A 16602-nucleotide genomic window follows, 5' to 3' on the forward strand; every position below is an offset into this window, starting at 1 on the left:
TTTCCCGGATGCCGCGCATCTCCAGCCCGTCCGGCGCTTGAGGACCGGGGTCTGGGGCGGAGCCCTCACGCGGTGGCAGCCGCAAAGTGTCACAGCAGGGAAGGGGCGGGGTGGGGAACAGCCCGCCGCAGGCAACCCGTACCCGCACTCCGGCCCGCACCCCGGCTCCCACCACCCGCCCCCGCCTAAAGCTGCGTCGCATCCCGCTTCGTCAACCCGTGCTTCTCAGCGATCGAGTTCCACATCCCGACCGCTTCCTTCTTCGCCTTGGACGCGTTGCCGCTCTCCCGGTTGCCCGCCTGCTGCTGCGGGGTCGAGCGCGCGTGGCCCTTCGGGCAGCCTTTCTTGCCCCCGACCTGGTTGGCCCAGGCCGCGTAGTGGTTGTCGGCCGCGGCCGACGCCTTCCACGCGGTGGTGAGGGAGGCCGACAACTGCGCGTGGTCCGGCAGCTTGTCGATGGTCAGACCCTGGAGGCGGGTCACCAGCCCAGTGCGCTGCTTCGCCGCGTCGCGCAGATCGCTCGCCGCCTTCGGCAGGTTCTCGCACGTCCCGATCGCGGCGACCGCGCTGATCACGGAGTCGCGGCTGTTGTTGCTGTCGGCGAGCAGCGCGTCGAGTGACTCGGCCTGCGGCTTGGCCGGATCCTCGGCAGGATTCGGCGAGTTGGCGTCCCCGGGGGTGCTCGCCGCGACGACGGGCTGATCGTCCTTGGACTTCTCCTCGTCGCCCCCGCTCATCAGCCACCCCGCGCCGAGGCCGACGACCGCGCAGCCGACGACGACGGCGGCGATCAGCGGCACGGGCGAGGAGCGCCGGCGCGGCGCGGCGGGCTCCGAGTAGGCGGGCGGGGCGCCGTGCGCGGCGGCGTTACGGCGCGCGGCCCTCCCCTGCGGCGGCTGCGCGAACTGCGGCTGACCGGCCGCCTGGTGTCCGGGCTGCGGCTGCCCGGCCTGCTGCTGCGCGTCGAAGCGCGGCATCTGCTGCGTGGAGTCCGGCGCTTCGGGCGCGGCATCGGCCCGGAAGAGGCTGTCGAACTCGGCGGGCGGCTGCCGGTCCTCGGGCGCGCCGGGCCTGATGCCGTACGGCCCGCCGGGCGTCGGAGTGGGCGGGCCCTGCCCTGCGGGCACGGGCGGCAGGTACTGCGTGGACTCCGCGTCGGCGCCCGACACCGGCGCGGAGGCGGCGGGCATGTCCTGCCTGTGGCCCAGGAACTGGTTGGAGTCCGCGGGGTTTTCGGGCGGCAGCGCGCCGGGCCCGACGGGGGCGACCGGAGGGACGTACGCCGCAATGTACTGCGTGGCGTCGGCATCGCCGCCCGCTCCGGCGTTCTCCGTCTGCAACGGCTGCGCGTACGGCTGCGGTTGGGCCTGGCCCTGGGAGTACGCCGGGGGGTACGCCGGGGGCTGCTGCTCCTGTATGGGCGGGTACTGCTGCTCCGGCGTCGGCGGGTACTGCTGCCCCCAGGCCTGCCCGGGGTGCTGCGGCTCCGGCATCTGCCCGGGGTGCTGCTGTTGGCCCTGCTGCGGCGGCAACTGCCCCGGATACGGCTGCATCTGCGGAAGCTGCCCCGACCCGCCCGGCTGCGGCTGCTGCGGCATCTGCCCGCCGGGCCGCACCTGGCCCTGCTGCGGGTACATCTGATGGTCCGGCAGGTGCCCGCCCGGCTGCCCCTGCCCCTGCTGCGGCATCTGCTGCTGCGCGGGCGGCAGTTGGCCCTGCGACCCGTGCTGCCCGTACTGCCCGTACTGCCCGTACTGCCCCTGTGGGATCTGCGGAATCGGCGGAGCCTGCGACACCTGCTGGAGCGGCTCCATCTGGCCTGGCTGCGGGCGCGGCACCTGCCGGCCCGGCTGCTGCGGCGTCTGCCCCTGCGGGGGCTGCTGCTGCGCCGGCTCGGACTGGGGGCCCCAGGGCTGTCCCCACGGCTGTCCACCCGTCGGAGTGGCCTGCTCGCCGGAGACCGCGGCCCCGGGGATCCAGGGCCCGCTGCCATCGGCGGGCAGCACGACACCTTCGTGCGCGGGCGGCTGCGCAGCGGGAAGCCGCGACTCGTCACCCTGTCCGCTCTGTGTCACCGGGACTCCTACGTGTGAACGTGCAGATGGATGTGCGTGGGGTTTGACGTGTGGACCTACGGCACCGTCGGTTCACGCTACCGGGTGACAACACGCCACTGTCACGTACCCACTCTCCTCACACATCCACGCGAGCGGCCGGCAGCACCCCGCGCCCCCAGGGCGCTGCTCCGGCCCACCCGCACGTCAGGTGCCCGCTACGCCGCCTGAATCTCCATCCGGGCGCCGAATTCCCGCACCGAGGGCTCGTCGCGGAACGGATCGAGCCGCAGCTGGAAGTCCTCCAGGTACTCCGCGCCCCGGTTCGACCGCAGTGTGCCGAGCAGCTCCACCGCGCGCGTGCCCGTGTGGCAGGCCTGCTCGACCTCGCGCTGCTGGACCTGCGCGGTGGCCAGCAGGACCAGTCCGATCGCCCGGCGCCGCGCCCGCGAGTCCGGGTGGCCGTCGAGCGCCTCCTGGGCCCGCCGCCCCGCCGCCTCGGCCTGGCCGAGGTCACGGTGGCAGTGCGCCAACTCGTCGGCCAGATAGGCGTGGTCGAAGTGCTTGATCCACACCGGGTCGTCGCCCGTGTCGCCCTCGTCCTGCGCCCGCTCCATCGCGCCGAGCGCCTTGCCCGCCACCATGTTGCAGGACCGCGCGTCGCCGAGCAGCGCGTGCCCGCGCGCCTCCGCCGCCCAGAACATGGACTCCGCCCGGGGGGTGACCCGTCCCCGCGCGCCCTCCTGGGCGGCCCGCGCCAGCTGCGCGATCTCCCGCGGAGTGCCGAGCTGCGCCGCCAGATGACTCATGGACGCGGCCAGGACGTACCCGCCGTAACCGCGGTCTCCCGCCGCCTGGGCGAGCCGCAGCGCCTGGATGTAGTAGCGCTGGGCGAGCCCGGGCTGGCCGGTGTCGACGGCCATGTACCCGGCGAGCTCGGTGAGCCGCGCCACCGCGGCGAACAGCGACCGCCCGACGGATTCGCGGTACGAGCCGGACAGCAGCCCGGACACCACGCTGTTGAGGTAGTGCACGACGATCGGCCGTACGTGCCCGCTGCCGAAGCGGTGGTCCAGCTCGACGAGGGCGCTGGTGGTCGCCCGTACCGCCTCCACGTCGGACGCGCCGACCCGCCCGCCGCCCGCGGTCCTGGCCACCTGGGTGTCCGCGCCCGTGATCAGCCAGTCGCGGCTCGGCTCGACCAGCGCCGAAGCGGCGACCGTGGAGCCCGACAGGAAGTCGCGGCGGCCCACGTCGCTGCGCCACAGCTCGCAGACCTGCTCGATCGCGCCCAGCACGGTCGGCGAGAACTGGAGACCGATCCCGGAGGCCAGATTCTTGCCGTTGGCCATGCCGATCTCGTCGATCGTCACCGTGCGGCCGAGTTTGCGCCCGATCGCTTCCGCGATGGTGCCGGGCGCCCTGCCGCGTGGCTGCTGACCGCGCAGCCAGCGGGCCACCGATGTCTTGTCGTACCGCAGGTCGAGCCCGTGTTCGGCGCCGCACATATTGACGCGCCGGGCCAGTCCCGCGTTGGAGCACCCGGCTTCCTGAATGAGCGCCTGCAACCGTTCGTTCGGCTGGCGGGCGACGAGAGGCCTGGCTGCCATGACTACCCCCTGGTGGCGCAGTGATCAGTGATGTGATCAGCGGGTCGACCACCGATCACTGCTGATCAATGCCCGGCAGATATACAGAGAATGCGGAATATGCGGGAAAACAGTGGGATTGACGGCATTATGCCCGGCATTCCCGGGCTCCCCTCTCTTGCTACCCGCGCACCGGCCCCCGGCCTCCTGCGCGCCCCCGCCCATGCCTCCATGCGCCCCGCGTGCAGGATCGATGCTCCTTCGCCGGTCGGGGCCCGCCCGTAACTCCAGGTGATGCCGGGAGTTGAGCTGTTCGTGGAAGAGACCATCGGAGTCACGGACGCCGCCCAGATCCCCAAGCAGCGCGGCGATCAACTGCTCGACAGCGCCGTGCGTTACGCGGAAGAACGGCACTGGGACGTGTTCCCCGGCACCTGGTTGGAGGCGCACGAGGGGGTGGAACGCTGTTCGTGTGGTGCCGCCTGCGCCTTGCCGGGCGCGCACCACGCCCGCCCCGACTGGGCCGAGCAGGCGACAGGCAGCGTCACGGTGGCGCGCCGCCTGTGGTCGAAACAGCCCAGGGCGTCGATCCTGCTGCCCACCGGGCGCACCTTCGACGCCCTCGACGTGCCCGAGTCCGCCGGGTTCCTGGCGCTTGCCAGGATGGAGCGCATGGAGCTGACACTCGGCCCGGTCACCTGCACACCCGACCGCCGGATGCTGTTCTTCGTGCTGCCCGGAGCGGGCGCCAAGGTGCCTGATCTGGTGCGGAAGCTGGGCTGGGCACCGACCTCGATCGACCTGGTCGCGCGGGGCGAGGGCGACTACGTCGCGGCGCCGCCGACCCGGCTCGGCGGCATGGGCGCGGTGCAGTGGGCGCGCCGCCCCACGCCTGCCAACCGGTGGCTGCCGGACGCGGAGGAGCTGATCAGTCCACTGGCTTACGCCTGCGGGCGCGAGGCAGCCGCGGAGCGCGCACGCCGACCGTAGGGTGTCCCCCGTAGGACGGGGACACCGAGAGGCTGTGCGACATGCCGGACCAGGCTGTGGGGACAGAAGAGGCGGGCGGAGCGCACGGTGCGCCGCCCGCCGCCGTACGTGTAGAGGGCCTGTGGAAGCGCTTCGGCGAGCAGGTCGCCGTCGCGGGCATCGACCTGGAGCTGCCGGCCGGCCAGTTCATCGGCCTGGTCGGGCCGAACGGCGCGGGCAAGACCACCACGCTGTCGATGGTGACCGGCCTGCTCCGCCCCGACCAGGGGACCGTCCTGGTCGGGGGCCACGACGTGTGGCGGGACCCGGTCGCGGTCAAGGCGCGGATCGGTGTACTGCCCGAAGGGCTGCGGCTCTTCGAGCGGCTGTCGGGGCGTGAGCTGCTGGCCTACACCGGGCGGCTGCGCGGGATGCCGGGCGACGAGGTCGACAAACGGGCCACGCAGCTCCTCGACGTCCTGGACCTGGCGGGCGCGCAGCACAAGCTGGTGGTCGACTACTCGACCGGCATGCGCAAGAAGATCGGCCTGGCGGCGGCGCTGCTCCACAACCCCGAAATCCTTTTCCTGGACGAGCCGTTCGAGGGCGTCGACCCGGTCTCGGCGCAGACGATCCGCGGTGTCCTTGAGCGCTATACGGGCTCGGGCGCGACCGTCGTCTTCTCCAGCCATGTGATGGAGCTCGTCGAGTCGCTGTGCGACTGGGTCGCGGTGATGGCCGCGGGCCGCGTCCGCGCGCAGGGCACGCCGGCGGAGGTGCGGGGCGGCGCGCCCACCCTGCAGAGCGCCTTCCTCGAACTGGTCGGCGCGAACGAACGCGCCGCCGGGCAGAACCTGGACTGGCTGGGCGGCGGCGCCCGATGACCGCGGACGCGCCGACCGCTGCCGCCGTCCCGGTCCCGGTCCCGGGGATCACTTCCGTCTTCGTACGGCTCAAGCTCGCCCTGCTGCGCAACGGGCTGCGGCAGTCCGCCAAGCGCAAGGCCGCGTACATCGCATCCGGGGTGATCGCGCTGCTCTTCGCGGCGCTCCAGCTGATCGGGCTGATCGCCCTGCGCGGCAGTGATCACGCGGCGACGGTCGTGGTGCTGCTGACCGCCGTGCTGGGGCTCGGCTGGGCCGTGATGCCGCTGTTCTTTCCCAGCGGCGACGAGACGCTCGACCCGACCCGTCTGGTGATGCTGCCGCTGCGGCCCCGGGCGCTGGTCCGGGCGCTGCTGACGGCTTCGCTCGTGGGAATCGGGCCACTGTTCACGTTCTGCCTGGCGCTCGGCTCGGTGATCGCGGTGGCGCACGGGGCCGCGGCAGCCGTCGTCGGGGTCTTCGCCGTGGCGCTGACCCTGCTGCTGTGCGTGGCGCTGGCGCGTGCGGTGGCCGGCGCCAATGTCCGGCTGCTGACCAGCCGCAAGGGCCGCGATTTGGCCGTGCTGAGCGGCCTGGTGATCGCGGTCGGCATCCAGGTGGTGAACTTCGGCGCGCAGCGGCTCAGCAGCGCGGGCGGCCTCGGCAGGCTCGACCCGGTCGCGGACGTGCTGAGCTGGCTGCCGCCCGCGTCGGCGATCGGCGCGGTGGACGCGGTGAGCGACGGGGCGTACGTCCGGGGCACGGCCCAGCTGTTGCTCGCCGTGGCGGCCCTGGTGGCCCTGCTGTGGTCCTGGGAGCGCAGCCTGGTGAAGCTGATGACGTCCCCGGACGGCTCGACGCTGGCGGCCTCGGAGCCGACCCGCGAGGAGTCCTCGGGCGGGCTCGGCCGACGGTTCCTCCCCGAGGGGCGTACGGGCACGGTGATCCTGCGCAGCCTGCGGTACGTGTGGCGGGATCCGAAGACCAAGGCGGCGTGGGTGACTTCGCTGGCCATCGGCCTGATCGTGCCGGTTTTCAACGCGGTCCAGGGCTCCGGCACGATCTACTTCGCGTGCTTCGCGGCCGGGATGCTCGGCATCCAGATGTACAACCAGTTCGGCCAGGACACCTCGGCCTTCTGGATGGTCGCGATGACGATCTCCACGACACGCGACGCGTACGCCGAACTGCGCGCGCGGGCCTTGGCCCTGCTGGTCATCACGCTGCCGTACAGCGTGCTGGTCACCGTGATCACCGCGGCCCTGGTGGACAACTGGGCGGCCCTGCCCGAGGCGCTGGGGCTGTCCTTCGGACTGCTGGGCGCGATGCTGGCGACGGGTGCGGTGGCCTCGGCGCGTTTCCCGTACTCGATCCCGCAGGACAGCGCCCACAAGAACGTCGCCCCCGGGCAGGCGGGCCTCGCGTGGATCTCCATCCTCGGCGGCATGATCGCGGCGGCCCTGCTGTGCGCGCCCCTGCTCACGCTGACGATCTGGCTGCATGTGGTTGGCGAGCAGAGCTGGTCATGGATCGTGCTGCCGCTGGGCGCGGCGTACGGCGCACTGATCTCCTGGGCGGGAGTCCGCGTCGCGGCCCCCCAGACGGCGGCGCGGCTGCCGGAGATACTGGCGGCGGTCAGCAAGGGCTGACCGCCTTTGCGCGGGGACGGGGACGGGGAGCGTGGTCGGCTCAGCGGACCGTACGGGGCCGGGGCCGCGGCGGGCAGGTGGCGGGCACGGTCGGCCGCGTGACCCGCGCGGCGGCCGGGCGTGGCTCAGGGCAACACAGGCGCTCTCCGGACTCCGGTCCGCTCAGGTCCGCCCAGCGACTCCGGACGGCACAGGCTCGCCCCCCGCGCTCCAGACGGCACAAGCTCGTCCGCCGGATCGGGACAGGACGGGCTCGTCCGCTGTCTCAAGGACGGCAAAGGCTCATCCACCGTCTCAGGACGCGACGGGCTCGTCCGCTGTCTCCTCCAGGAACGGCTCTATCGCGCCGCGCCAGCCCTCCGGCTGGTCGTAGTGGACCAGATGGCCCGCGTCCACCACCTCCGCGTACTGCCCGCGCGGCAGCACCCGGACCATTTCCTGGGCCTCCGCGCGGCCCAGCTCGCCGTCCAGGCCGCGGACCACCAGCGTGGGGCACTGGACCAGCGCCAGCTCCTCCCAGTGCGCGTCGTGGACCCAGGCCTCGCGGGCCGTGAGCATCTGGCGGCGCGAGAAGACCGGGCGCCAGCCGTCCGCGCGCTCGGCCATCACCTCGGCGAAGAACTCACCGCGCGCCGGGCTCGGCCGCTCCACCCAGGGGTCGTCCTCACCGAACCACTTGCGGACGTCCGCCAAGGTCGCGAAGGGCACCGGCCAGGACCGGAACCAGTCGTCCCACTCGCGCTGCGAGGCCGCGCCGAGCGCGGAGGCCCGCATGTCGCAGATGATCACTGCCCGGACGAGATCCGGGCGCTTGGCGGCGAGCTGCCAGGCGGTCAGGGCGCCCATGGAGTGTCCGATGAGCGTGACGGGACCGAGGTCCAGCTGCTCGACCGCGGCCTCGGCGTCCGCGACATAGGCGTCCCGGGTGTACGGCCCTTCGGGCGGCTTGTCGCTGCGGCCGTGGCCGCGCTGGTCGAGCGCGACGGCCCGATGCCGCTCGGACAGCCAGCGCGCGGTGCCCGCCCAGTGCGAGGCGCGGCCCATCAGTCCGTGGAGCAGCAATACCCCGGTGGTCCGCTCGGCCTCCCCGCCCACCTTGGGCGGGTCGGCGAACTCCCAGGCCGCGAGGCGTACCCCGTCGGCTCCGGTCACGTCGATGCGTCGCACCATTTGTCCTGGCACCCCCTTCATCCCCCGGGTGGTCCATCCATGAGTGGTCAAGTCACGCAGACTATCGAACTTGTATTCGAAAACAGGGTTCTCGCGCATAACACCCCTCGTTCGTGTGACAGCGCTCGAGGATTGGCGCTCGCTGCCGAGGGGAGATCTTCTGCGGGAGGCGGGCCGATCGGGGAAGACGGTCCGAGGGGATTGACCCTGGGAGCTCGGGGCTCCGGGTCAGCACAGGGGAGGACAGGCTCCGGCGCCTCAGGGCGCCGGAGCCCTCTGTGCGAGAGGGGGCCGGCACGCGCCGCACGGAGCACCCGCGCCGAAAGGAACACCCGCACCGCGTGCGGCGTACGGACCGTGCGGGACGGACAGAGCCATCGGCCCGGACCCCACAGTCCGTACGGATCACACACGGCGTACGGGCAGCACGAAGCGCGCGGACGGCATCAGCCGTACGCACCCCAACGGCACCGGCTCGGCGCCTGCGCGACGGGCGCATCCCCTGCCCCCCTCCCCGACCGGACGGGCAGTTCCGTCCGGGGGCCCTCACGTCCTGTGCCTCTGTCACAGCCTCGCACGCGATCCGTCCGGTCGCTGGGATTCCGGGTGATCCCCGGAAGGCGCCAACTACCTTACAACCGGACGACGTTGCCTGCGGGGCGCGCGCCGTCAGCGCTTGGCGACAAAGACGTGCGAGGCCACGTCCGCATTGAGCTCGGCGGCCTCGCCGCTGCTGCCGACAAGCACCCCGCCGGGCGATTCCGTCACACTCACCACGGAGCCGGGCTGCACGCCCGCCCGCCGCAGCGTGTACATCAGCTGGGCGTCCGTCTGGATCGGCTCGCCGATCCGCCGCACGACCACGGTCTTGCCCTCCGGGCCCGGCGCCAGATCGGCCAGGCTGACCATGCTCTCGTCCAGGAACGGATCGGCTTCGGCCTTCTCGCCCAGCTCCTCCAGACCCGGGATCGGATTCCCGTACGGAGACTCCGTCGGGTGGCGCAGCAGCTCCAGAACGCGCCTCTCCACCGCCTCGCTCATCACATGCTCCCAGCGGCATGCCTCCGCGTGGACCTGCTCCCACTCCAGGCCGATCACATCGACGAGCAGACATTCCGCCAGCCGGTGCTTTCGCATCACCCGGGTGGCGAGCTTGCGGCCCTCGTCGGTGAATTCCAGGTGCCGGTCGCCTGCGACCGTCACCAGGCCGTCCCGCTCCATGCGGGCCACGGTCTGGCTGACCGTGGGACCGCTCTGGTCCAGGCGCTCGGCGATACGGGCGCGCATGGGGACCACGCCTTCTTCCTCGAGCTCGAGGATGGTGCGGAGATACATCTCCGTTGTGTCGATCAGTCCGGACATACGTGCCCCTCGATTGCTCGTGCGCTGGCCCTGACCCAATTCTGCCGGATAGCGCCGACAACCGTGTCCCGGCCGGAGGAAGCCGTATTGACAGGGCACTGGTCCAGACCGCAACGTGATCCGCGCCACCATCGGTTCCGCCGGTGGCGCACACCGCACGACGTAGGTACGACGTACCGCTGAAAGGGGCTCGGACGCGATGAGCGAAAGCAAACTGGCCGGTCAGTTCTTCGACGCCGCGATCGGGCTGCTGCACCGGGTGCGCGACGAGGAGGCGGACAACATCACGGCGGCCGGCACCGCCATCGCGGATGCCGTGGCCGCGGGCGGCCGGCTCTTCGCGTTCGGCGCCGGCCACTCCTCGCTCGCCGCCCAGGACGTCGTCTACCGGGCCGGCGGCCTCGCCCTGATGAATCTGCTCGCCGTGCCCGGCGTCGTCGGCATCGACGTGATGCCCGCCACCCTGGGCTCCGCACTGGAGCGCGTCGACGGTCTGGCGGGTGCGGTGCTCGACTCCTCCCCCGCCACCTCGGGCGATGTGATCGTCGTGATCTCGTTGTCCGGGCGCAACGCGCTGCCCGTGGAGATGGCGATGAACGCCCGCGCGCTGGGCCTGACGGTCATCGGGGTGACCTCGGTGGCCTATGCCGAGGAGACGAAGTCGCGGCACAAGTCGGGCACGCATCTCAAGGACCACTGCGACATCGTTCTCGACAGCAAGATCGCGGTGGGTGACGCGGAGCTCACCGCCGAGGGCATCGAAGCGCCCTTCGCGCCCGCGTCGACGGTGGTCACCAGCGCGCTGATGCAGGCCGTGATGGCCACGGCCGCGGGCAACCTGGCGGCGCGCGGTATCGAGCCGCCGCTGCTGCGCTCGGGCAATGTCGACGGCGGCCACGACTGGAACGGCCGGATCATGACGGAGTATGGCGACCGGATCTTCTTCCGGCACTGACACGTCCGGCACGAACACGTCCGGCACGGACACCCGAAGCCGCGCGGAGCCCGTCACGGGCTCCGCCGAAAAGTCACCCGTACCGTCAGGCCGCCCCCGGTATTGGCAGTCGCCGCGGCCGTGGCGCCGTGGGCGCGGGCGATCGACGCCACGATGGACAGGCCGAGGCCCACGCCCTCGCCGGGTGCGTGACGGCGCTCCTTCGCCCGCCGGAACGGTTCGAACAGCCGCGGCACCGACTTGGGCGCGACCACCGGGCCGGTGTTGGTGACCTGAAGGGTGTTCGCCCCGACGCGGACCCGGACGGTGCCGCCGGGGTGGTTGTGGCGGATCGCGTTGGCGACCAGATTGTGTACGAGGTGATCGAGCAGGACCGTGTCGCCCTGGACCGTCAGTGGCTTGACCGCGGTCTCCACGGTGACGTCCCGGCGCTCCGCCTCCTCCTGGAGCGCGGCGGCCACCGTGGTGACGGTCGTGTCCAGCGCGGCCGGTTCGCGGCGCTGGATCCCCTGGTCGCAGACCGCGAGCAGCAGCAGACCCTCAATCAGCTGCTCGCTCTCCCCCGCCGTCTCGATCAGCTTCTCCCGGATCCGGGAGACCTTCTGCGGGGACGGCTCGTCGGCCAGGCCGATCTCGGCGGCGGCCCGCTGCACGGCGAGCGAGGTACGCAGCTCGTGGGCGGCGTTGGCGGCGAACCGCTGCTGGGCCGAGACGAGCTGCTCGATCCGGTCGAGCATCCCGTCGAAGGTGTCGGCGAGTTCCTTGAGCTCACCCGGCGGTGCCTTCAGCGCAAGCCGCTCGTGCAGGTTCTCGCCCGACAGGCGACGGGCCCGCGCCGTGATCACACCGACCGGGCGCAGCACCCGGCCCGCCATCCACCAGGCCAGCGCCATGGAGGCGGTCGAGAAGAGGGCGAGTGCCACGCCGGAGACCGCGAGCAGGCTGTCCAGGGCGGCGTCCTCGGCCGCGGTGCTGAGCCGCCGCGTCGCCGCGTACTCCGCCCCCGGCTCCGCGACGCCGGCCAGTGCGTAGCCGGGGACCACCGGCTGTGCGGGGGCTGAGGTCTGCCACTCCTGGACGCCGGTGAGGCCCGAGGTCGGCGCGACCGTGGTGATCGCCGAGCTGATGCTGGAGTACAGGGCGTCCCTGACCAGGAGGTAGATCAGGCTGATCAGCAGGACACCGGCCAGCACGAGCAGACCGCCGTACAGCGCCGTGAGCCGCCCGCGCTCACTGGTCATGCCCCACCGCCAGCCCGCGGGCCACGGGGTGACCGGCCGCCTTTCCGGCAGCCACCGGCCCGGCCGGCCGCCGTACCGCGCCCTCACGCGTCCGTGGATGTCCCGTACGCCCGTCATGATTCGCCCCCGACGCGGTAGCCCGAGCCCGGGACCGTGTCGATCACTGGGGGCTCGCCCAGCTTGGCGCGCAGTTTGCTGAGGGTGACCCGGACCGCGTTGGTGCGATAGCTGGTGTCCTCCTCCCAGACCTGCTCGATCAGGTCGTCGCCGCTGACCACCGCCCCTTCGGCGCGCAGCAGGGCCTCCAGCACGGCGAACTCCTTGCGCGACAGCGCGAGGTAGCGGCCATCCCTGCTGACCTGCCTGCGGGCGGTGTCCAGGACCAGCCCGGCGCGTTCGAGCACCGGGGGCAGCGCGGGGCGGGCCCGGCGGCCGAGAGCCAGGACGCGGGCGAGCAGCTCGTCGTACGCGAACGGCTTGGTCAGGTAGTCGTCGGCGCCCAGGCCGAGGCCGTCGACGCGGTCCCGTACCGTCCCGGCGGCCGTCAGCATCAGGATGCGGGTCAGCAGCCGCTGCGTGACGACCTTGCGGCACACGTCGTCGCCGTGCACGCCCGGCAGATCCCGGTCCAGGACCATGACGTCGTACTCGCCCAGCTGGAGTTTGCGCAGGGCCGTCAGGCCGTCGGGCGCCACGTCCACGGCGATCGCGTCGCGGCGCAAGCCCTCGGCGATCATCTCGGCCAGGAATTCCTCGTCCTCCACCACCAGCACACGCATGTGCTCTGTGTACCCGAAGTGCACCTTTCGCCGATGTAAGCGACTGCGCTGAGGGAAACGAAATGCCGGTCCTTGGCACGCTCCCTCCGCGGCCCGAATACGGCCTCTTCGCCTTCCGCGATGCCCTCCAGGAGGAGATACACCATGAGGACCAGGACCAAGACCCGTTCACGCTCGGCGGCACTCGCTTCGGGATTCGCCGCACTCGCCCTGTTCGCCTCGGCCTGCGGTTCCGACGGCGGGAGCGACAAGGACGGCGACACATCGAAGGACACCGGCAACAACGCGGGCAAGGTCAGCGACGACGCCGCCAAGCACCGCAAGTGCCTGCGGGACAACGGCATCGACGTGCCCGACCCCAAGCCGGGCGAGGACGATCGCGGCATGGCCATCAGCGGCGACGGCATGAGCAAGGAAAAGATGGAGAAGGCCATGAAGGCCTGCGCCGGAAAGGGCGGGCCCGGTTCGGCGGGCGCCGGCATGACCCAGGCGGACAAGGACAAGGTGCTCAAGCACGCCCAGTGCATGCGCAAGAACGGGTTCAACATGCCCGACCCGGACTTCGAGAAGGGCGGGTTGGCACAGGCGCGGAAGATGCCGCAGGGCCCGGAGCTGAAGAAGTTCGAGAAGGCCAACAAGGCCTGCGAAAGCATCAAGCGATGAAGGCGCGCAGGATCGTCGTCGCCGCCCTGGTGGTGATCGCCGTGGCGGGCGGCGGAGTCGCCGTCACCGCCCTGACCACCCCCGACAAGGAGGAGTCCACCCAGGACTCCGCCCTGCCGCCCGCCACCGCCCCCATCGAACGCGGCGACCTCAGCGACAGCACCCAGGTCGACGGGAAACTCGGCTATGCCAAGGAGCGCAAGCTCAACGCGGGCGCGGTGGGCACCCTGACCTGGGCCACGGGCACGGGCTCCGAGGTGCGGCGCGACGGCAGGCTGTACGAGGTCAACGGCAAGCCGGTCCGCCTGATGTACGGCTCGGGGCCGATGTACCGGAACCTGAAGACCGGCGACGAGGGCCGGGACGTCGAGCAGCTGGAACAGAACCTCGCGGCCCTGGGGTACACGGGCTTCACCGTCGACGACGAGTACACGTCACTGACCGCGAAGGCCGTCAAGCGCTGGCAGAAGGCGCACGACCTCAAGCAGACCGGCACGGTGGGCCCGGAGCAGATCACCTTCGCGTCCGGCGCGGTCCGCATCAAGAGCGCGGACTCCGCGGTCGGCGACCAGATCGCACCCGGCAGGCCCGTCTTCACGACCACCGGCTCCGAGCGGGTCGTGACCTTCCAGCTGGAGGTCTCCGAAAGCAAGATCGCCAAGGTCGGGGACAAGGTCAGCGTGGGGCTGCCGGACGGCTCCAGCGCCGAGGGCAGCATCTCCTCGGTCTCCAAGACCGCCAAGGCGGGCGACAGCCCGGACGACCAGACCCCCAAGATCGGGGTGACGGTCTCCTTCGACAAGCCGGACAAGGTCAACGCCGTCGACCAGGCCCCCGTCACGGTCTCTCTCACCGGGGAGACCCGCCAGGGCGTCCTGTCCGTGCCCGTCAACTCCCTGCTCGCCCTGCCCCAGGGCGGCTTCGGCGTCGAGGTCGTCGAGAACGGCACGTCGCGTGAGGTGAGGGTCGAGCTCGGCATGTTCGGGCAGGGCCGCGTCGAGGTCAGCGGCGGCGGGCTGCGCGCGGGCATGAAGGTCGGGGTGCCGAAGATATGAGCACCGTCGTCGAGCTGGCCGGGGTCACCAAGGAGTACCCCGGCGGTGTCGCCGCCCTGCGCGGCGTGGACCTCACCGTCGAGGAGGGCGAACTGCTCGGCATCGTCGGCCCGTCCGGCTCCGGCAAGTCCACCCTGCTGCACATCATCGGCACCCTGGACCGGCCGACGGCGGGGACGGTCGCCATCGCCGGGTACGACGTCGCCTCGCTCACCGACCGCCGACTGTCCGCGCTGCGCGCCCAGCACGTCGGCTTCGTCTTCCAGGCGTTCCACCTGGTGCCGGGCATCAGCGCCCGGGACAACGTGGCCGAGGGGCTGCTCTACTCCGGGCTCTCCCGCGCCCAGCGGCGCCGGCGGGCGGGGGACGCGCTGGAACGGGTGGGACTCGCGGACCGGATGGGCCACCGGCCGCACGAGCTGTCCGGCGGGCAGAAACAGCGGGTCGCCATCGCCCGGGCCGTCGTCGGCGAACCGGATCTGCTGCTCGCCGACGAGCCGACCGGGGCACTCGACTCCGCTTCCGGGGAGGCCGTGATGGAGCTGCTCCACGCCCTCAACAGGGAAGGGGCGACGATCGCCGTCATCACCCACGACACGGAGATCGCCGAGCGGCTGCCCCGGCAGGTCCGGCTCCGTGACGGCCTGGTGGTCGCGGACCTGACCAACGGCAGCCGCGACGACAGCCGCGGCGATCCGCCGAACGACGCCCTGAACGACACCCTGGTCGTCGCGGACATGGACATGAGGAACGGCATCTGATGGCCCGTACACGACTGAAGGCCGCCAGGCTCGGCCCCGGCGACGTCCTGCACGTCGGCTCCGCGGGGCTGCGCAGCCGGCCCATGCGGGTCATCCTCTCCGCGCTGGGCATCGCCATCGGGATCGCCACCATGATCTCGGTGGTCGGCATCTCCGCGTCCAGCAAGGCCCAGCTGATGGAGCGCCTCGACAAGCTGGGCACGAGCATGCTGGTGGCGACCCCGGGCAAGGGGATGTTCTCGGGCGAGGACGTCAAGCTGCCCAAGGGCTCACTCGGCATGCTGGGACGCATCGAAGGGGTCGAGGAGGCCGCCGCGACCGGGGACGTCAAAGAGGCGGTGCGGCGCAGCGAGAAGATCTCCGACGACGAGACGGGCGGTATCGCCGTCAAGGCGAGCACGGAGGAACTGCTCAAAGTGCTGCGCGGCAAGGCCGCCAGGGGCACCTGGCTCAACCAGGCCAACGGCCGCTACCCCTCGGTCGTACTCGGCCATGTCTCCGCGGAGCGGCTCGGCATCACCTCGCCGGGCCAGCAGGTCTACATCGGCGACCGGTACTTCACCGTCGTCGGCATCCTCGCTCCCCTGCCGCTGTCGCCCGAGATCGAACGTTCGGCGCTGGTCGGCTGGGAGGCGGCGCAGAAGCTGCTCGGCTTCGACGGCCATCCGACGTCGTTGTACGAGCGCTCGACGGAAGCGTCCGTGGGTGCGGTGCGCCAGCTGATCGCACCGACCGTCGATCCGCAGAACCCGCAGAACGTGCAGGTCACCGACCCGTCGTCGGCGCTTCAGGCGAAGGCCGCTTCAGAGGGTGCGTTCAGCAGCCTGCTGCTTGGTCTCGGCGGGATCGCGCTCCTGGTGGGCGGGGTCGGGGTCGCCAACACCATGATCATCTCGGTCCTTGAGCGGCGTTACGAGATCGGGCTCAGGCGGTCCCTGGGCGCGACGCGGGGTCAGATCCGCATCCAGTTCGTCACGGAGTCCCTGATGCTCTCGGGGCTCGGCGGGCTGGCCGGGGTCGCCATGGGGGCGATCGCGACCTGGATCTACGCGACGTCGGGCGGGCTGCCGTGGGTGGTGCCGGCCTGGGCGGTCGTCGGCGGCTTCGGGGCGACGCTGGTGATCGGGACGGTGGCGGGGCTCTACCCGGCGGTGCGGGCCGCGCGGCTGTCGCCGACGTTGGCGTTGCACGCGGCGTGAGGGGGGAGTGGGTGGGGGCGCGTCGGCCGGTGCGGGTGCGGATACGGGGCGGCACCGGGTACGGGTGGCATGGGCCGGGGTGCGGGTACGGGGCGGCTCCGGGTTGCCTGCGGCGCTGTTCCCCTACCCGCCCCTTCCCGTAACTGGGGCTTTGCCCCAGACCCCGGTCCTCAATCGCCGAACGGGCTGAATAGGTGCCGCAGGGTTGAAGATCGGCTGCTCGCTGCAAGCGCAGCCGCAGAAAAAGGAGCCCGACCGGCGATTGAGGACACGCCCGAAGGGCGTCCCGGGGT

General features: G+C 71.8%; 15 protein-coding genes. 9 read left to right on the forward strand and 6 right to left on the reverse strand.

Annotated features, from left to right (window positions below; all coding sequences use genetic code 11):
- Positions 1-185 precede the first annotated feature (185 nt).
- Entirely contained in the window at positions 186-1493 is a 1308-nt protein-coding gene (locus tag QMK30_RS31485) for a hypothetical protein (protein ID WP_349362131.1), read from the reverse strand.
- Between QMK30_RS31485 and QMK30_RS38570 the strand changes: the two genes are divergently transcribed.
- Positions 1476-2093, forward strand: a complete 618-nt coding sequence (locus tag QMK30_RS38570; RefSeq protein WP_349362132.1) for a hypothetical protein — start codon at positions 1476-1478, stop codon at positions 2091-2093. The genes QMK30_RS31485 and QMK30_RS38570 overlap by 18 nt on opposite strands.
- A 179-nt stretch (positions 2094-2272) precedes the next feature.
- Here QMK30_RS38570 and QMK30_RS31490 read toward each other — a convergent pair whose 3' ends face one another.
- Positions 2273-3664 (reverse strand): NsdA family TPR-like regulatory protein, encoded by a 1392-nt coding sequence (locus tag QMK30_RS31490; protein WP_283521740.1) that lies wholly within the window; start codon positions 3662-3664, stop codon positions 2273-2275.
- A 273-nt stretch (positions 3665-3937) separates the two neighbouring features.
- On the opposite strand from QMK30_RS31490, the gene QMK30_RS31495 reads away from it, so the two are divergent.
- Genes QMK30_RS31495 through QMK30_RS31505 form a run of 3 tightly spaced genes read left to right on the forward strand, consistent with a single transcriptional unit; the run spans position 3938 to position 7124 of the window.
- Positions 3938-4633: a bifunctional DNA primase/polymerase gene (locus tag QMK30_RS31495; RefSeq protein WP_283521741.1), complete on the forward strand. Its 696-nt coding sequence runs from the start codon at positions 3938-3940 to the stop codon at positions 4631-4633.
- 41 nt (positions 4634-4674) lie between these two features.
- The gene (locus QMK30_RS31500; protein ID WP_283521742.1) at positions 4675-5496 is read left to right on the forward strand and encodes an ABC transporter ATP-binding protein; all 822 of its coding nucleotides are present in this window, start codon (positions 4675-4677) and stop codon (positions 5494-5496) included.
- Entirely contained in the window at positions 5493-7124 is a 1632-nt protein-coding gene (locus QMK30_RS31505; protein ID WP_283521743.1) for a transporter, read from the forward strand. Before QMK30_RS31500 ends, QMK30_RS31505 begins: the two co-directional genes overlap by 4 nt.
- Positions 7125-7418: 294 nt before the next feature.
- Here QMK30_RS31505 and QMK30_RS31510 read toward each other — a convergent pair whose 3' ends face one another.
- Both QMK30_RS31510 and QMK30_RS31515 read right to left on the reverse strand, forming a co-directional pair.
- On the reverse strand, positions 7419-8294 hold the full coding sequence (locus QMK30_RS31510; protein ID WP_283521744.1) for an alpha/beta fold hydrolase: 876 nt from the start codon (positions 8292-8294) through the stop codon (positions 7419-7421).
- A 669-nt stretch (positions 8295-8963) separates the two neighbouring features.
- Positions 8964-9656 (reverse strand): iron-dependent transcriptional repressor DtxR, encoded by a 693-nt coding sequence (locus tag QMK30_RS31515; RefSeq protein ID WP_283521745.1) that lies wholly within the window; start codon positions 9654-9656, stop codon positions 8964-8966.
- Positions 9657-9855: 199 nt separating this feature from the next.
- On the opposite strand from QMK30_RS31515, the gene QMK30_RS31520 reads away from it, so the two are divergent.
- Complete coding sequence (locus tag QMK30_RS31520; protein ID WP_283521746.1) at positions 9856-10611, forward strand: SIS domain-containing protein; 756 nt, start codon at positions 9856-9858, stop codon at positions 10609-10611.
- Positions 10612-10664: 53 nt separating this feature from the next.
- Here the strand turns inward: QMK30_RS31520 and QMK30_RS31525 are convergent, their stop codons facing one another.
- Together QMK30_RS31525 and QMK30_RS31530 are read right to left on the reverse strand one after the other, a co-directional pair.
- Positions 10665-11852, reverse strand: a complete 1188-nt coding sequence (locus QMK30_RS31525) for an ATP-binding protein (RefSeq protein ID WP_283521748.1) — start codon at positions 11850-11852, stop codon at positions 10665-10667.
- 113 nt (positions 11853-11965) lie between these two features.
- Positions 11966-12631 (reverse strand): response regulator transcription factor, encoded by a 666-nt coding sequence (locus QMK30_RS31530; protein ID WP_283521749.1) that lies wholly within the window; start codon positions 12629-12631, stop codon positions 11966-11968.
- A gap of 144 nt (positions 12632-12775) precedes the next feature.
- Here QMK30_RS31530 and QMK30_RS31535 point away from each other — a divergent pair, with 144 nt between their 5' ends.
- The 4 genes from QMK30_RS31535 to QMK30_RS31550 are packed head-to-tail and all read left to right on the forward strand — an operon-like array spanning position 12776 to position 16309.
- Complete coding sequence (locus QMK30_RS31535) at positions 12776-13294, forward strand: hypothetical protein (protein WP_283521750.1); 519 nt, start codon at positions 12776-12778, stop codon at positions 13292-13294.
- Positions 13291-14349, forward strand: a complete 1059-nt coding sequence (locus QMK30_RS31540) for a peptidoglycan-binding protein (protein ID WP_283521751.1) — start codon at positions 13291-13293, stop codon at positions 14347-14349. The genes QMK30_RS31535 and QMK30_RS31540 overlap by 4 nt, the downstream gene beginning before the upstream one ends.
- On the forward strand, positions 14346-15110 hold the full coding sequence (locus QMK30_RS31545) for an ABC transporter ATP-binding protein (protein ID WP_283521752.1): 765 nt from the start codon (positions 14346-14348) through the stop codon (positions 15108-15110). The genes QMK30_RS31540 and QMK30_RS31545 overlap by 4 nt, the downstream gene beginning before the upstream one ends.
- Entirely contained in the window at positions 15110-16309 is a 1200-nt protein-coding gene (locus QMK30_RS31550; RefSeq protein ID WP_283521753.1) for an ABC transporter permease, read from the forward strand. The genes QMK30_RS31545 and QMK30_RS31550 overlap by 1 nt, the downstream gene beginning before the upstream one ends.
- Positions 16310-16602: the final 293 nt, after the last annotated feature.

Source organism: Streptomyces sp. H27-C3, assembly GCF_030063415.1.
In the GTDB taxonomy this organism is placed as follows: Bacteria; Actinomycetota; Actinomycetes; order Streptomycetales; family Streptomycetaceae; genus Streptomyces.

Coding starts and splice junctions, on each gene's coding strand:
- QMK30_RS31485 (WP_349362131.1), bottom strand. CDS start 1,493: ATGCCGGAGCCGCAGCACCCCGGGCAGGCCTGGGGGCAGCAGTACCCG.
- QMK30_RS31490 (WP_283521740.1), bottom strand. CDS start 3,664: ATGGCAGCCAGGCCTCTCGTCGCCCGCCAGCCGAACGAACGGTTGCAG.
- QMK30_RS31495 (WP_283521741.1), top strand. CDS start 3,938: ATGCCGGGAGTTGAGCTGTTCGTGGAAGAGACCATCGGAGTCACGGAC.
- QMK30_RS31500 (WP_283521742.1), top strand. CDS start 4,675: ATGCCGGACCAGGCTGTGGGGACAGAAGAGGCGGGCGGAGCGCACGGT.
- QMK30_RS31505 (WP_283521743.1), top strand. CDS start 5,493: ATGACCGCGGACGCGCCGACCGCTGCCGCCGTCCCGGTCCCGGTCCCG.
- QMK30_RS31510 (WP_283521744.1), bottom strand. CDS start 8,294: ATGGTGCGACGCATCGACGTGACCGGAGCCGACGGGGTACGCCTCGCG.
- QMK30_RS31515 (WP_283521745.1), bottom strand. CDS start 9,656: ATGTCCGGACTGATCGACACAACGGAGATGTATCTCCGCACCATCCTC.
- QMK30_RS31520 (WP_283521746.1), top strand. CDS start 9,856: ATGAGCGAAAGCAAACTGGCCGGTCAGTTCTTCGACGCCGCGATCGGG.
- QMK30_RS31525 (WP_283521748.1), bottom strand. CDS start 11,852: ATGACCAGTGAGCGCGGGCGGCTCACGGCGCTGTACGGCGGTCTGCTC.
- QMK30_RS31530 (WP_283521749.1), bottom strand. CDS start 12,631: ATGCGTGTGCTGGTGGTGGAGGACGAGGAATTCCTGGCCGAGATGATC.
- QMK30_RS31535 (WP_283521750.1), top strand. CDS start 12,776: ATGAGGACCAGGACCAAGACCCGTTCACGCTCGGCGGCACTCGCTTCG.
- QMK30_RS31540 (WP_283521751.1), top strand. CDS start 13,291: ATGAAGGCGCGCAGGATCGTCGTCGCCGCCCTGGTGGTGATCGCCGTG.
- QMK30_RS31545 (WP_283521752.1), top strand. CDS start 14,346: ATGAGCACCGTCGTCGAGCTGGCCGGGGTCACCAAGGAGTACCCCGGC.
- QMK30_RS31550 (WP_283521753.1), top strand. CDS start 15,110: ATGGCCCGTACACGACTGAAGGCCGCCAGGCTCGGCCCCGGCGACGTC.